Below are 15,754 nucleotides of genomic sequence, written 5' to 3' on the forward strand. Positions count from 1 at the left end.
CCACGGATGAACAGGCCCTTGTGAATATGAGCGACAACACTGCTTCCCCGACCACGCCGACACCTGTCGCCAAACCTGTGCGCCGCTGGCCGGCGATACTGATCGGGCTGTGCCTGGTCGCCGGTGTGGCCGCCGGGTTGGGTTGGTTCATGACCAAGCCCAAGGCGCCGCCCATGGAGTTGGCGTTGGACAAACTCGGCCTGAGCCGCCCCGACGGCTTGCTTGAGGCCCATTCCCTGAGCCAGTTGCCCAAGGATCTGTTGGCGGTGCCGTTCCTCAAGGCCACGCTAACCGAGGATTTCGTCTTCTATTACGAGGCCCACGCCGACCGCCTCGGGCTGATCGGCAGCCTGCGCCGGATCATCTACGAGCATGACCTCAAGCTGCAGGACAGCCTGATCGAAGCGCTTTTCGACCAGCCGGCCGATGTCGCGCTGTGGCGCGGTGCGGACGGTCGCCTCAAGGATTTCCTGTTGGTGATGGATCGCGGCGGCCTGGCGAAGATGCTGGAACCGCTGGCGAAAGTCGCACTGGATGACACCCAATTGAGCAAACTCGGCGACCTGAAGGTGGGCGGCGACGAAGTCGCGCTGTATCAGCTCAGCTATAACGCCAGCAAATCCCTGGTCTTCGCCTCCCACGGCGACAAACTGGTCGTGCTGTCCAACCCGACCAAGCTCTACGACAAAGGCAATGGCCCTACCGACGAACGTGGCATGGTCTCGACCCAAGCCCTTGAGGCGCTGCTGGCCGGGGAAAAGCTGTTCCCCGAAGCCTTCGGCCTGCCGCCCAAGGCGCCGGAGGTCAAGCAGCGCATCTCGGTCAACGCCAGCGTGCTCGCCATGGGCTACCAGCGTTTCATCCCGAACTTCGCCGGTTTGCGTTTCGACATGGACGACAAGGGCTGGCACAGCTTCCTGGCCATGGACGAGCTGGAAAACCAGCCGGACTTCGACTTCAAGCCGATCTGGCAAGCCATGCCCATGGGTGCCAGTGCCTGTGTAGCCTTGCCCCTGGCCGCCGAGCAACAGAAACCGTTGCTGGTCAGACTCGGCGCCGACGACAAAGCCGCCCAGGCCATGGTCGACCATGTGGCCGGCGCCGCAGGCCTGTGCTGGTACGCTGATTCGCGCCTGTACACGCCGCTGTTGGTGGCGAGCCTGAATGAAGACGACGGCAAACTCGACGCCGACCTGGGCAACCTGTTTGGTTCGATGGTCGGCGCCTATGAAAACAATGTCGCCGAACATGCCTTCCCGGTGGTCGAGAAACAACAAGGCTCGACCCACCAGTGGCTGCGTCAGGTCAGCTCCAATTTCGGTCCTTACCTGGCCAAGGAAGCGGAGCAGCCCGAAGCAATTACCGGCAAAGCGTTCCTGCGAGTCAGCCTGGCACGCCACGGTTCCACATTGCTGTTCTCCCTCGATGACAAATTGGTGGACAAGGCTCTCGGCACCCTCGACAAACGCTTCCCGCCCATGGCCGACGTAGTGCCAAAGGACCTGCTCATGCCGGTCTACTTCGGCCCGGATTCCATGGCGCAACTGATGCAGCGCGAAACCCTCGACAGCTTGCCCCAGGACATGGAACCGGTGTTCTACAACGCCGCGCAAACCTACCTGATCCCGAAACTGCGCACCCTCGGCGGCTACGGCAAATACGCCCTGACCTTGCCTGAAGGCAGCGAGCCGGATGGCCATTGGCAGTGGCTGCCGCTGGAATGGAAAGCGCTGTGACAGCACTGATCCGCAACCCCGCGTTGACGCTGCTGCTGGCGTTGCTGCTCGGCGGGCCTGCGCTTGCCGTCGAGGCGCCGGCGCTGGACGTGCAGCAATCCCAGGTCTTTCGCGCCTGGTTCGTGCGCATCGCCCAGGAACAACTGACCAAAGGCCCGAGTCCGCGCTGGTACCAGCAGGACTGCGCCGGGCTGGTGCGTTTCGCCGCCAACGAAGCGCTCAAGGTCCACGATGAAAAATGGCTGCGCAGCAACGGCCTGTCCAATCGCTACCTGCCGCCGGAACTGCCGCTCAGCGATGGGCAACGGCGCCTCGCCCAGCAATGGCAGCAGGGCGGCGGCAAGGTCGGGCCCTACGTCAACGCCATCAAGCTGATCCAGTTCAACAGTCGCCTGGTGGGCCGCGATGTCGCCCAGGCCCGTCCTGGCGACCTGATGTTCTTCGATCAGGGCGACGACCAGCACCTGATGATCTGGATGGGCCGCTACATCGCCTATCACACCGGCACCACAACCCCTACCGACAACGGCATGCGCTCCGCAAGCCTGCAACAACTCATGAACTGGAAGGACACCCGATGGATACCCGACGCAGCCAACCCCAACTTCATCGGCGTCTATCGACTCAACTTTCTCTCCCAATGACCGGTGCCCGCATGCTGCGCTTGTGTTCAAAATTGCCCCTGCTGTTTGCCCTGTTGCTGGCACCTGTCGTGAATGCCGAAGACACGGTGGAGCCCAGCGGCTACACGCCGGTGTCCGGTGAAAGCTTTTTCCTGCTGGCCGACAGCAGCTTTGCCAGCGACGAGCAGGCCATGGTTCGCCTCGAAGCGCCGGGCCGCGACTACCGTCGGTTCCGCATGGAGCCCTACGGCGGCGCCGACATCCGCGTCTATCGCATCGACAAGCCGCTGGATTTCCTCAAGCGCCAGAAGAACCTGCACCGCGTCGTCAGCGACGGCCAGTTCAAGGGCGAAGGCCTGTCGAACACCCTCGCGTACCTGTGGGACAACTGGTACCGCAAGTCCCGTCGAGTTATGCAACGGGCGTTCTCCTACGAGTCCCGCCAGCAAGTCACCGAAGAAGTGCCGGAATTGAAGGTCGGCAACGCCCTGGTGGCGCCGACCCCGTACGACGCGCCGGCACAGTTCGCCTTGATCCCGGGTTTGCCGGTGGTCAGCCAGTTCCGTTATCCGCTGTGGCAGGCCAAGCCGATCCAGCCGCCGGCCGGCGTCAATCTGGCCGGCTCGTCCAGTGACTTCGTCAGCGTCGCGCCGGGCAACGTCTATGTGCCGCTGGGCCAGTTGAAGCCAGGCCTGTACCTGGTGGAAGCGCTGATCGGCAAATACCGCGCAACCACCATGGTCTTCGTCTCCAACACCGTGGCCGTGAGCAAGATTGCCGGCGATGAATTGCTGGTCTGGGCCGCACGCAAGCATGAAGGGCGTTCGGTGCCCAAGGTCAACGTGCTGTGGACCGATGGTCTGGGCGTGATGAGCAGCGGTGCCACCGATGAAGACGGCCTGCTGCGCCTCAAGCACGTCAGCCCGGAGCGTTCGTTCGTCATCGGTGAAGACGAGGAGGGCGGGGTATTCGTCTCGGAAAACTTCTACTACGACAGCGAAATCTACGACACCAAGCTCTATGCCTTCACCGACCGTCCGCTGTACCGGCCGGGGGATTGGGTGTCGCTGAAAATCGTTGGCCGTGAGTTCAAGAACGCCCGTGACTCGGTGCAACCGACTGCCGCCGACGTCAATGTCAGCGTGCTGGACGCCACTGGCACCGCGCTGCAAACCCTGGCCCTGAAGCTGGATTCCAAGGCCGGCACCCAAGGCCGTTTCCAACTGCCGGAAAACGCCGTGGCCGGCGGCTATGAATTGCGCTTCAGCTACAAGGACCAGCTCTACAGCAGCGCCTTCCGCGTGGCCGAATACATCAAGCCGCACTTCGAGATCGCGCTGAACCTGGCCAAGCAGGATTACCGTACCGGCGAGCCGGTCAAGGGCAACCTCGTGCTGCTCTACCCGGACGGCAAGCCGGTGGTGAATGCCAAGGTGAGCCTGAGCCTGCGCGCCCAGCAACTGTCGATGGTGGATAACGAGCTGCAATACCTGGGGCAATTCCCGGTGGAACTGACCAGCAGCGAAGTGACCACCGATGCCAAGGGTAACGCGATCCTCGACCTGCCGGCCGCCGACAAGCCGAGCCGCTACACCCTCACTGTGTTCGCCAGCGATGGCGCGGCGTATCGGGTCAAGACCACCAAGGAAATCCTCATCGACCGTGGCGCGGCGAATTTCCGCCTGAGCGCTCCCCAGCGGTTCAGCGCCGTTGGCCAGAAGGTGGCGTTCAGCTACGCCAACGAAGGCGGCAACGAACAAGCCAAGGCCGTGACGCCGGGCAGCTACGCCTGGGTGCGCCTGGAAGACCAGAGCACCGGCGAAGGCAAGCTGGCGGCCAAGGACAAGGGCTTCAGCCTGACCTTCGACCGCCCGGGCACCTACAACCTGACGCTCAAGGACGACCACGGCCGAGTCATCGGCGCCGCCGCCCATGCGGTGACCGGCGAAGGCATCAAGGCCGTGCCGGGCACGGTCGAGATCGTCTTCGACAAGCCTGAATACAAGACCGGTGACGAAGCGCTGGCACTGATCACCTTCCCGGAACCGGTCAGCGATGCGCTGTTGTCGCTGGAGCGAGACAAGGTCGAGGCCACGGCGCTGCTGTCCAAGGGCGGCGACTGGCTGAAGATGGAAAAACTCAGCGACACCCAATACCGCGCGCGCATTGCCGTGAAGGATAGCTTTGCACCCAACCTGACCTTCTCGGTGCTGTACACCAAGGGCGGCCAGTACAGCTTCCAGAACGCCGGCATCAAGGTGGTCACGCCGCAGATCGACGTTGCCGTCGTCACCGACAAGGCTACTTACCGCCCGGGCGACACGGTGACCGTGGACTTGAGCACCCAGTTCGCCGGCAAGGCGATCCCGGCGCACCTGACGGTCAGCGTGGTGGACGAAATGGTCTACGCCCTGCAACCTGAAGTGGCGCCGACCATCGACCAGTTCTTCTATCACCCGCGTCGCAACAACGTGCGCACCAGTGCCAGCCTGTCGTTCATCAGTTACGACGTGGCGCTGCCAGGCAGCCCTGGCGCGCCGGGCAAGGCCAACCGCAGCGAGCGCGGGGTCAAGGTGCTCGAGCGGCCACGGCGTGAAGACGTCGACACCGCCGCCTGGCAACCGGAGCTGGTCACCGACGCCAATGGCAAGGCGCGCTTTACGTTCAAGATGCCCGACTCCCTGACCCGCTGGCGCATCACCGCCAAGGCCATTGCCGACGATGGCCAAGTGGGCCAGAAGAAGCAGTTCATCGCCTCGGAAAAACCGCTGTACCTGAAGTGGAGCGGCCCGACCCGTTTCCGCACCGGCGACAAGCCGCAACTGGGCCTGTTCGCTTTCAGCCAATCGGAAAAACCACTGAAGGCCGAACTGCTGATCCGTTACGCCGGCGCTGAACAGCGCGTGGTGGCGGAGTTGAAAAACGGCATCAACTACGTACCGCTGCCGACCATGGAACTGAGCAGTGGCGACTTGAGTGTGCAGTTGCAGTTGAACGGCGAAACCCAGGACGCTCTGGCCATGCACTTGAACGCCAGCGGCAACGGTTGGCAAGTCACCCAGAGCCAGCGCCTTGACGTGGCCAGCGGCGACACCCCGCTGACCCTGCCGGCCGACGCCAGCGATATTCGTCTGCGCCTGGATGACAGCCCGCAAGCGCTGTTCCGTTCGGCCCTCGACGACCTGCTGAGCTACCCCTACGGTGGCGTCGAGCAGACCGCTAGCCGCCTGTTGCCGTTGAGCATCGCTTATCCGACCCTGGCGTCGAACCCGCAGATCCGCGACCGCTTACGGTTGATCATGCAAAACAGCCGCTTGCGCCTGGTGCAGATGGCCGGACCGTCGGCGAGCTTCACCTGGTGGGGTCAGGACGGTGAGCCAGATGCCTTCCTCACCGCCTATGCCTATTACGCCGACTGGCACGCCAGCAAGGCCCTGGACCTGAACCTGCCGCCGGAACACTGGCAGCGGGTGCTGGAGGTCTACGCCAAGCAGGCCGGTGATACGCCGCTGCTGCAACGGGCGCTGATCCTGTCGTTCGCCAAGCAGATGCAATTGCCGGTGAACACTTTGCTCAGCGGCCTGATGGATGACCTGGCGAAGGCCGGTGAAGACAGCACCGAGAGTGTGCTGGACAGCGGCGAAGACAGCCTGGTCATGTACGCGCCGGATTCGGCCCTTGGCCTGGCCAGTGCCCGCGTGCTGACCGCGTCCCTGGCGAAACAGGCCAAGGTGCCGTTGCCGGCGGCCTTCAGCCGTCAAGCCGATGCGGCGCAACAGCAACTGGAACTCAGCTCCCAGCCGTTCGTTGAGGCTTTGTTGCTGTCGCTGCAAAACTTCGATCAGGCTCGCGCCACGGCCTTGCTGGAGCGCGTCCTGCCGCAGCAGTCCACCCTGGAACGGGCCCTGGCCCTGACCTGGTTGCAGCGCAGCATCGAACAGGCGGCGCCGGCCGTGGCCCTGGCGCCGGGCGAAGGCTGGGCCGCCAAGCAGGGCGCGACCGGTGAAACCTACTGGCAATGGCAGGGTGCGCAGCTTCCAACGACGCTGACGTTGACCGGTGCACAGGAGCGTCCACTGCAAGCGGCACTGAGCTTCCAGAGCCAGCAACCGCCAGTGGCGCCAATGGCGGTGTCGATCACCCGACGCCTGTCGCGTCTGGTGCCGGGCGACGAGGCCTTCACCTTCAAGCTCGAAGCCGTGGGCAACAAACCGTTGTCCAGCGACAGCCTCTACCTGGATGAAGTGATCATCAACAGCAAGGCCTCGACGCCACTGCGCTACGGCATGCTCGAAGTGCCGCTGCCGCCGGGCGCCGATGTGGAACGCACCACCTGGGGCATCCAGTTGCAGGGCAAGGCCGACAGCGAACCGACGTCCCTGGAAAAGGCCCGCTTCGAGCCCGGCCAGATGGCGTATGCGGTACCGGTGGACGCCCTCAGTGGCGAGCTGCGCCTGCGGCACTTGGTGCGCTTCTCCCAGAAGGGCCAGTTCACCTTGCCGCCGGTGCGCTTCACCCAGGTCTACGCGCCACAGAATCAGGCGCGGGAACAGAAACCGGCGCTTGGTCAGGTTACGGTCAACTGACATGCGTCAGCTGTGGGCTGGGTGGCTGTTGTGCTTGATCCCTGCGCTGGCAACGGCGCAGGACGAGCCGTTGCGCCTGGCCTTCGACGGCCAGTTGCTGCGGGTGAATCAAACGCAGGTGCTGGATCGCCAGCCGCTGCCTGCTTCCTTGCAGGCACCGCTGGGTAGCCTGTGGAAGCTGTTTGTCTACGCCTGGCTGGTGGACACCGACGCTCGCGAACCGGTCTATGAGTGCCGTGGCGAGTCGAAGGAAGAAGTCTATTGCTGCAACGCCGGGCAGAGCATCGGTCGCGACCAGGCGCTGGTGAAGTCCTGTGGCTTGTATTTCGAGCCGCAGCGGCTCGGGTTGTCGGCTTCGAACTGGCGCGATTACTGGCAGGCCCGCCAGGCGCCGGCCTGGTTGTTGGACCTGCCGACCTTGCAGCCCCAGACGCAGGTGCCGGTCGCGGAACTGCTCAAGGCCCTGGCCATGCTGCCGGCCCAGGACCAGGCGCGTCGGGTGCTGCTGGATGTGGTGCTCGGCGCGGCGGACGGGCGGCTGGTGGGCGAGTTGGGCAGTCGCCTGCGGGTCAAGACCTGGAGCTGGCTGGGTGACCAGGGGCCTTCCTCCCGGCAGGGCGGTTTCGCCGGTTGGCTGGCCGATGGCACCCCGGTGTGGGCCGGTGGCCGCGGCACCAGCCAGCAGGTCCTGAAGGTCTACGGCGAAGGGTTGGCTGCAGCATTGCCGTCACGCTGGCCGGCGGAAACCGGGCGTTGCGTGGAAGTCGGCCTGTTTGCCCGCTATCCCTTGCAACGGGTGATGGCCGGTGACCGGCCTGCCACACCGGGTCAACTGCGCGGTGATTACCGCGTCGAGTTCACCAACGGCAATCAACTGGACATCCACAGCGATGGCGAGCTGTTCCTGATGCCCGGCAAGCTGGTGGCGCGCCTGGACCGGGAGGAATACGTCGCCCGGGTCTTGCAGCGCGAAGCCAAGGCCGAGCCTGCCGAAGCGGCCAAGGCCCTGGCCGTGGCGATCCGCACCTACCTGCTGCAGAACGCCCAACGCAACGGTGATTGCCTGAGCATCGACGACAGCAGCCATCGCCAGCGCGTCGCGCCACGCCCGGCGGCGCCGGAAACCCGCGCCATTGCCGCCTGGACCAGCGACCTGGTCCTGGCCGGCACCGATGTCACCTACCACTCCGACCAGTCGGGCCCGGACAAACTGTCCTGGGCGCAAGCGGTGGAACAAGCCAACGCCGGCCAACGCTACGACGCCATCCTGCTGCACGCCTACCCGCGCGCCAGCCTCAGCCGCTGGGACAACCCGGTGGCCTCCTGCGAAGCGCTGCCCGCCGCCCAGGACTGGCTGCTGAAACAGCGACGGGGCTGGCGTGAGCGGCTGGAAAGTGAAGTGGGCTACAACGAAATCAGCGCTTTCGCCGTCTGCCGCGTCGCCTTTGGCCGGCCTTATGTCGACCGCGAGCGCCAGCGCATCTACGTGCGTGGCGTGCTGTCGCTGCAGGATCGTCTCGACCTGACGCATGAATATCTGCACCTGGCCTTCGAAGCTCATCCCAACGGCCAGGATGAAACCTATATCGAAGGGCTCGCCCGTCACCTCTTGCTGGAATAGACCATGACACTCCGTTATCCACAGGTCTTGCTGTTGCTCTGCGCCCTGACCGCGTTGCCCTCGGCGATGGCCGCCGACTCCATCAAGCTCGACACTCCGATTGGCGGCTGGCGCAGCGGTGCGCCGGGCGGTGAAGGCGAAAGTTTCAGCCAGACCGTCAACTACCCGGCCTCGTCGGTCAACACGCCCCCAGGTCAGGCCAACACCGCGCGCATTACTGGGCAGATCAAAGGCGCACCCAAGGACAGCAACGCGCCGGGCCAACTGATCGTCAACGGTGTGAGCCTGCCGCTGAAACTGGATGGGGAAGGCCGCTTTGACCGGCCATTCTCGTTCCCCAACGGCAGCAACAGCGTGGAAGTGCGCAGCGCCGATGGCCAACAGCGCCACCGCACGCAATTTCTCAACACCAGCGGCGGCGCTACACCGGCCAAGCTGCGGGTGTTGCTGACTTGGGACAGCGACGGCACCGACCTGGACCTGCATCTGGTCACCCCCGATGGTGCGCACATCTGGTACGGCGACCGCGCCGTCGCCAACGGCGCCGCCCTCGACGTCGACGTCACCACCGGCTACGGCCCGGAAATCTTCGCCATGCCCGCGCCGATCAAAGGCCAGTACCTGGTGTATGTGAATTACTACGGCGGCGGTTATCGCAGTGAGGAGGACGGCGAAGAAGGTGAGGGCGGTGGAGAGCAGGCGCAACAAGCCCTGACCACCGCGCAGGTCACCGTGATCACGGAGGAAGGCACGCCGAACGAGAAAATGGAAACCTTCGTCGTGCCGATGCGGGCGGTGGGAGAGCTGACGTTGGTCAAGAGCTTTAGCTATCCGTAAGGCATCGTCGCAGCCACAACTGAATTTACAGCCTGTGGAGATCCCCTGTGGGAGCCGAGCTTGCTCGCGATGACGGTCTTGCATCCAACATCAATGCAAGCTGACCCACCGCCATCGCGAGCAAGCTCAGCTCCCACAGAGGATCTATGGTGGATGCCTGATCTGTGAACGCTCCCACATTGGATCTGTGGTGGACTGAGGATTTGTGACCACCCCAAAAAACCTGTGGGAGCGAGCTTGCTCGCGATGGCGTCGGTAAATCCAACCTCTCTGCAAACTGATGCACCGCTATCGCGAGCAAGCTCGCTCCCACAGGGGGGGGATGTCGGCATTTGTGATAGAGAAAAATCTCACGCGTGAGCTATTGTGAGGTTTGGAAAGTACCTGTAGTGTTTCTCACGCGTGAGTTTTTCACAGTGGGGTCAGTACCATGCCAACCAGCGCTCCATCAGATCCGTCTGACGGGTCTGTGACCGATTCAGCGAGCCGCACGGGAGCGCGCGCCAAACCCGCCGCGAAAAAACCATCGAGCTTCTACATGAAGCAGATGCGCGCGGGCCTGAGTGCCGCCGGGTATGTGAAACACGAGACTTGGGTGCTTCCCGAAAACCGGAGCCTGCTCAAGCAAATGGAGAAACAGCTACGCCAACCGATTCTGGCTGGCTCATTCATGTCGGAGGATTACATGAGCGCAGGTAATAACTGGAACATCGATCGCCTCTACAGCGCCCTTCAGGCCCTGGACGAAGTGGTCGCGAACGACATCACCCTCTCCCTCGTCCAAGGTTCCGAATCCAGCATCAAGCTGGAAATGAATGACTTCGGTGGCTTGCCGATCTACATCGCTGTGGTCGGCGATCAGATCATCGTCGACACCGTCCTGGTGGATGTCGAGTCGATCAGCGACGTGGCGGCATTCAACGACGCCGTGTTGCGCAGCCGTGAAATGTTCCCGCTGTCGTCCATCGGCATCGAGACCATGCCCAACGGACAGGTCGTCTACAACATGTTCGGCGCGTTGAGCTCCGACTCCAGCCTGACCAACGTCGTCACCGAGGTCAAAACCCTCGTCGACAACGTCCAGCGCGCCAGCGAAGCGTTCGAACGCTTCTTCATCTAATTCGCCGAATAGGAACCATCCAATGACTCAGTCCATCTGGAGCAAGTTGTTCACCGCACTGCGTGGCGGTGCCAGCGAAGTCGGCGAATCGATCGTCGACCAACAGGCCCTGCGCATCCTCGATCAGGAAATCCGCGATGCCGACAGCGCGCTGGCCAATGCCAAGCGTGAGCTGGTCACCATCATGGCCAAGCACAAGCTGGCGACCGATCGTGTTGGCGAATACAACGCCAAGATCAAGGACCTGGAAGCCAAGGCCCTGGCCGCGATCCAGGCCAACCGCGAAGACCTGGCACTGGAAGTGGCCGAAGCCATTTCGACCCTGACCACCGAACTGGACGCCGAGCAAAAGCACGCGACCGAATTCGGCGGCTACGCGGACAACATGCGCAAGGACATCACCAAGGCTGAAAGCCGCATCAAGAGCCTGCGCCAGCAAGTGGACATGGCCAAGGCCCGCGAAAGCGTGCAGAAGGCCCAGGTCAGTGCCTCGATCGCCAGCGGCGGCGCCAATGGCAAGCTGGAAACCGCCGTCGGTACGCTCAACCGCCTGCAAGCCAAGCAACAGCAACGTGCCGCTGAACTGCAAGCCCAGGACGAACTGGCCGAGGCTTCGACCGGCTCCGACCTGGAACGCAAGCTGCGCGACGCCGGCATCACGCCGAACGAAGGCAGCGCCAATGCGATTCTGGAGCGCTTGAAGAAAAAATCGGCTGAGTGATCGGTTCGGCCTGATCAATCAAGGCAGGCCGAGCACAAAACCTGTGGCGAGGGGATTTATCCCCGCTGGGTTGCGAAGCAACCCTAAAATCTGACACCTCGGTGTGTCAGTTAGGTAGCGTTCGCTGCTTTGGGGCTGCTTCGCAACCCAGCGGGGATAAATCCCCTCGCCACAAGGACTGTGCCTGGCCGGCCTGCTCATCGGATTTATTGTCTCCAAGGTATTCTATCCAAGCGCCGCAACAGGTTTAATGCTGTCCGGCCACTACGCTCGAGCCCTCTGGCGCCAGAGTGATGATCCCGCCAGGAACCAAGCCCCACGGAGTCAGGGACGAAATGTCGATTTTCCTTTTGTTGCGCACGTACGCATCGTCCTTCTTCCATCGGTTCGGCTGGGCGGGCCTGGCCATTGCGTTGGGCGTGCACCTGGCCATAGCCTGGATCGGCCTGGTGCTGCTGGGCGAGCAACACCTCATTGCCGCCGCCACGTTTATCTACTTCTATCTCACCACCACGCTCACCGTCGGCTATGGCGATCTGTTGCCACAGACATCCGCCGGGCGAATTTTTGTGGCGACCTGGATCATGCTCGGGGGCATTGCCCTGTTGACGACGGTCATCGGCAAAACCACCAGCAGCGTCATCGATGTATGGAGAAAAGGCATGAAGGGCAAAGGCGATTTCACCGGCCAGGTCGGCCATACGGTGCTCATCGGTTGGGAGGGCGCCTCCAGCGAGCGGGTCATCGAACTGCTCCTGCAGGACGAAACCTCCAATGACAACCTGATCGTCATCTGCGATTGCGATCTTGAAGAAAACCCCATGCCCGGCAAGGCCTCGTTCATCAAAGGCGACAGCCTGTCCTCCGTCGCGCTGTTGCAGCGTGCCGGCGTACCGGGGGCCGAACGCGTGCTGGTGCGCACCCATTCCGACGACCTGACCCTGGCCACCGTGCTGGCGGTCAATCAACTGGGGCCTGCCGGGCACGTGGTCGCCCACTTCAATGACAGCGAAATCGCCGCCCTTGCCAGCGCCTATGCGCCGAGCCTGGAATGCACCTCCAGCATGGCCATCGAAATGTTGGTGCGGGCCTCCCAGGATCCAGGGTCGTCGGTGGTCATCAATGAGTTGCTCTGCGTCGGCGAAGGCGCCACGCAGTACCTGATGAAACTGCCCGAGGCGTTTGAAGCGACGTTCGGCGAGCTCTACACCCGGATGAAAGAGCAGCACAACGCTACGCTGATCGGCTACCGCGCCCAGGGCGCCCGACACCCAGCGATCAACCCGCCTGGCACCACGCGCGTTGTGGGCGGAGAACTCTTCTACATCGCCTCCACGCGTCTCAAGGAAATTTCCCATGGGGTGGTTTAAACAGTTGATGGGGCTTGAGGCCCCGAACGCGAACCCGACAGCCAGCCACGGCGCGCCCGTCACCGGGCCGCTGGGCTTGGCCTCCGGCAAGCAGGTCATGTTCGATGCCACGCTCAAGTTGTTGCTCGACGGCAATAGCAACGTGGTCATCCCGGGCTCCCAACAGATCTGGAGCCTGGGCATCGTTGACCTTGGGCAGTCGAACTGGCTGTCGCGCTGCTACATGAACGACGAAGACTACTGGCTGCAAGTGCACACCAGCGGCGACATCGCCGGGCAGGTCGAGTCGGTGATCCTGTTCAACTACCTCAGCTACGTCACGATCAACAGTGAAGCGGAATTGCGTCGCCTGGCCGGCCCTGAAAGCCTGATCGGCCTGCCGACCTACACCCATGACGGCGTCGAGTACACCCGCGAATGGGGCACCGAGGCGGGCCAGACAGAACTGGTGACGTTGAGCGAGCGCGTGAGTAATCCGGATGAGGCCTACAGTGTCGAGCACCGTTCGATGCTGTACGCCCGCGACACCGGCCTGACGGACCGCCGGGAGTTTTTGCTGTTCTCCGTCGAAGAAGACGCCGAAGGCACCGTCAGCCTGAGCACTTCGCTGGGTATTTCGCTGTACACCACTGACCTGAACACTCTTTGAATAAGGAAGAAGTCCATGCTTGAAGCGCTCTCCATTTCCCTGAACAAAGCCGCCGTGCTTGGCTTTGTCATGTACATCCTTGGCGCCGCCGTGCTGTTCGCGCTGTTCCAGTTCATCTACACCCGCGTCACGCCGCACAAGGAGTTCGAGCTGATTCGCTCGGGCAACGTGGCCGCGGCCATCGCCCTGGGCGGCGCTGTCATCGGTTTCGCCATTCCGGCCAGCAACGTGATTGCCTACTCGATCAGCATGCTGGACTTCGTCGTCTGGGCGGTGATCGCCGCTGTCGTTCAGTTGCTGGCGTTCCTGGTGACCAGCCTGGTGCTCAAGGGCGCTTCCGCACGCATTAAGAATGGTGAAATTGCCGCGGGTATCTACATCGCTGCCGTGGCCATCAGCGTCGGCATGTTGAACGCCGCGTGCATGACGCCTTCCACGAACTGATTGCGCCACGGAGATCCCGATGAAACGAAGCAAGTACGTCCAGCTTTCGCTGGCCGCGTCGGTCGCCCTGGCGATATCCGGCTGCGGGCCAACGGAAAAAACCTATAAGTTGCAGAAGAAGTACAACTTCCAGTCCGTCCAGCAATGTGTCGATGAAAAGCTGCCGGTGGACATTTGCGCCGACGCCTACATGAGCGCCATGAGCGAGCATCGTCGCATCGCGCCGACGTACGCCAGCCAGGCCGATTGCGATGCCGACTTCGTGCCCGATTGGTGCCAGCAGGACTCGGCCGGCCAGTTCATCCCCAAGCTGGGTGGCTTCGAGCTGAGCGCCGATGGCGAAGTCACGCAATCCCAGGTCGACGCCGCCCGGGCCCAGCTGCCGCCTTCGGAAGCGAACGTCGGTGGCTCAGGCTTCGGCAACCTGCTGACTGGCATGCTGATCGGCAACATGTTGAGCAGCAACCGCAACAGCTATTACTCCGAGCCGGTCTACCGCTACCGCGATGATCGCGGCAGCTTCGGGTCCTCGACGCTCAGCCAGCGGGTTTCCAGCGGCTCGACCTTTACCAGATCCAATCAGGCGCGCTACGGCAGCTACACCGACACCATCAAGAGCAGCAAGGCGATGGCCGTCGCTTCGTCCACGTCTCGCGGTGGTTTCGGCAGCAAGTCCAGTGCCCGCAGCGGTTGGGGCGGTTCGAGCAGCTCCGGCGGTTGAGGAACCAGCGCCATGAAGAAGATCCATTGCGCAGAACGTCCTGACTGGAAACAGACCGCCGAACAGCTCGGCTTTCTGTTCCACACCATCGACGACGAACCCTATTGGGACGAAAGCGCGTACTACCAGTTCACCCTCAAGCAGATCGAGGACGACCTGGAAGACCCGACCACCGAGATCCACGAGATGTGCATGGACCTCGTGGCTCGCGTGGTCCAGAGTGAAGAATTGCTGGAACGCCTGAGCATTCCCGCGCCGTTCTTCGACCTAGTGCGCACTTCATGGCTGGAAGGCCATCCGCACCTGTACGGGCGCATGGACTTCTCCTACAACGGCACGGGCCCGGCCAAGCTGTTGGAACTCAACTACGACACGCCGACCAGCCTCTACGAGGCGGCGGCGTTCCAGTGGGGTTGGCTGGAGCAATGCATCGAGCGCGGCGTGCTGCCGGCCCATGCCGACCAGTTCAACAGCATCGACACCAAGCTGCACCAGGCCTTTGCCCAGTTGCAGCTCAAGGAGCCGTTCTATTTCGCCTCGATGAAAGGCTCGGTGGAGGACAAGGGCACCACGGACTACTTGCGCCTGATCGCGGAAAAAGTCGGCATCCAATCGCGGCACATCGATATCGAAGACATTGGCCTCAACAGCGACGGGCGCTTCGTGGATCTGGAGGAGCGCTGGATTCCGCACCTGTTCAAGCTGCATGCCTGGGAGTTCATCTTCCACGAGCCGTTTGGTGAAGCGATCGCCCAATGCGATACGCAGTTTTTCGAGCCGGCCTGGAAGTCGATCATCTCGAACAAAGGCATCCTGCCGTTGCTGTGGGAATTCAACAAAGGCCACCCGAACCTGCTCGCGGCCCACCTGGATACCGACACCAGCAAAGCGGTGCCCAAGGGCTGGGTGCGCAAGCCGTTCTTTTCCCGGGAAGGCGCTAACATCGAGCTGCAGACCGCTGATGGCTTGATCGTGAAGGAAGACGGGCCCTACACCGATGCGCCGTTCATCCTCCAGGAGTTCGCGCCGCTGCCGAAGTTTGACGACAGCTACACCCTGATCGGCTCCTGGGTCATTGGCGATCAGGCGGCGGGTATTGGCGTGCGGGAAGACAACAGCTTGATCACCAAGGATTCGAGCCGGTTCTTGCCGCATCTGATCCTCGATTAATACATGGCGAGGGAGCGGTGCGCCAGTGGATCAAACGCTGAACCCCTGTGGGAGCGGGCTTGCTCGCGAAGACGGCAGCACAGTCAACATTGATGTTGCTTGATACACCGCCTTCGCGAGCAAGCCCGCTCCCACAGGTTAATGCTTCCGTCCCGA

12 protein-coding genes are annotated in these 15,754 nt (G+C 62.7%); all 12 read left to right on the forward strand.

The window, feature by feature from the left end:
* Window positions 1-26: 26 nt before the first annotated feature.
* The 12 genes from AB4N80_RS08795 (at window position 27) to AB4N80_RS08850 (ending at window position 15,598) form a co-directional block, all read left to right on the forward strand.
* Window positions 27-1,736: a DUF2138 domain-containing protein gene (locus AB4N80_RS08795; protein ID WP_122566185.1), complete on the forward strand. Its 1,710-nt coding sequence runs from the start codon at window positions 27-29 to the stop codon at window positions 1,734-1,736.
* Window positions 1,721-2,380: a DUF1175 domain-containing protein gene (locus AB4N80_RS08800; RefSeq protein WP_122566186.1), complete on the forward strand. Its 660-nt coding sequence runs from the start codon at window positions 1,721-1,723 to the stop codon at window positions 2,378-2,380. The genes AB4N80_RS08795 and AB4N80_RS08800 overlap by 16 nt, the downstream gene beginning before the upstream one ends.
* Window positions 2,377-6,945, forward strand: a complete 4,569-nt coding sequence (locus AB4N80_RS08805; RefSeq protein WP_460083035.1) for an alpha-2-macroglobulin family protein — start codon at window positions 2,377-2,379, stop codon at window positions 6,943-6,945. Before AB4N80_RS08800 ends, AB4N80_RS08805 begins: the two co-directional genes overlap by 4 nt.
* A 1-nt stretch (window position 6,946) precedes the next feature.
* A complete protein-coding gene (locus tag AB4N80_RS08810) occupies window positions 6,947-8,566 on the forward strand; it encodes a DUF2300 domain-containing protein (protein ID WP_460081541.1) in 1,620 nt (539 codons plus the stop codon).
* A gap of 3 nt (window positions 8,567-8,569) precedes the next feature.
* Entirely contained in the window at window positions 8,570-9,403 is an 834-nt protein-coding gene (locus tag AB4N80_RS08815) for a YfaP family protein (protein ID WP_460081543.1), read from the forward strand.
* 538 nt (window positions 9,404-9,941) lie between these two features.
* Window positions 9,942-10,523, forward strand: a complete 582-nt coding sequence (locus AB4N80_RS08820; RefSeq protein ID WP_003205989.1) for a YjfI family protein — start codon at window positions 9,942-9,944, stop codon at window positions 10,521-10,523.
* Window positions 10,524-10,545: 22 nt separating this feature from the next.
* The gene (locus AB4N80_RS08825; RefSeq protein WP_122566190.1) at window positions 10,546-11,244 is read left to right on the forward strand and encodes a PspA/IM30 family protein; all 699 of its coding nucleotides are present in this window, start codon (window positions 10,546-10,548) and stop codon (window positions 11,242-11,244) included.
* A 335-nt stretch (window positions 11,245-11,579) separates the two neighbouring features.
* A complete protein-coding gene (locus AB4N80_RS08830; protein WP_305481959.1) occupies window positions 11,580-12,614 on the forward strand; it encodes an ion channel in 1,035 nt (344 codons plus the stop codon).
* Entirely contained in the window at window positions 12,601-13,263 is a 663-nt protein-coding gene (locus AB4N80_RS08835) for a DUF2491 family protein (protein WP_122566192.1), read from the forward strand. Before AB4N80_RS08830 ends, AB4N80_RS08835 begins: the two co-directional genes overlap by 14 nt.
* A 15-nt stretch (window positions 13,264-13,278) precedes the next feature.
* Window positions 13,279-13,707, forward strand: coding sequence for a DUF350 domain-containing protein (locus tag AB4N80_RS08840; protein ID WP_014340424.1), 429 nt, complete (start codon window positions 13,279-13,281; stop codon window positions 13,705-13,707).
* Window positions 13,708-13,726: 19 nt separating this feature from the next.
* A complete protein-coding gene (locus AB4N80_RS08845) occupies window positions 13,727-14,428 on the forward strand; it encodes a DUF1190 domain-containing protein (RefSeq protein WP_122566193.1) in 702 nt (233 codons plus the stop codon).
* 12 nt (window positions 14,429-14,440) lie between these two features.
* Window positions 14,441-15,598, forward strand: coding sequence for a glutathionylspermidine synthase family protein (locus AB4N80_RS08850; protein WP_122566194.1), 1,158 nt, complete (start codon window positions 14,441-14,443; stop codon window positions 15,596-15,598).
* Window positions 15,599-15,754 lie beyond the last annotated feature (156 nt).

This window comes from Pseudomonas sp. H3_A02 (assembly GCF_054671965.1).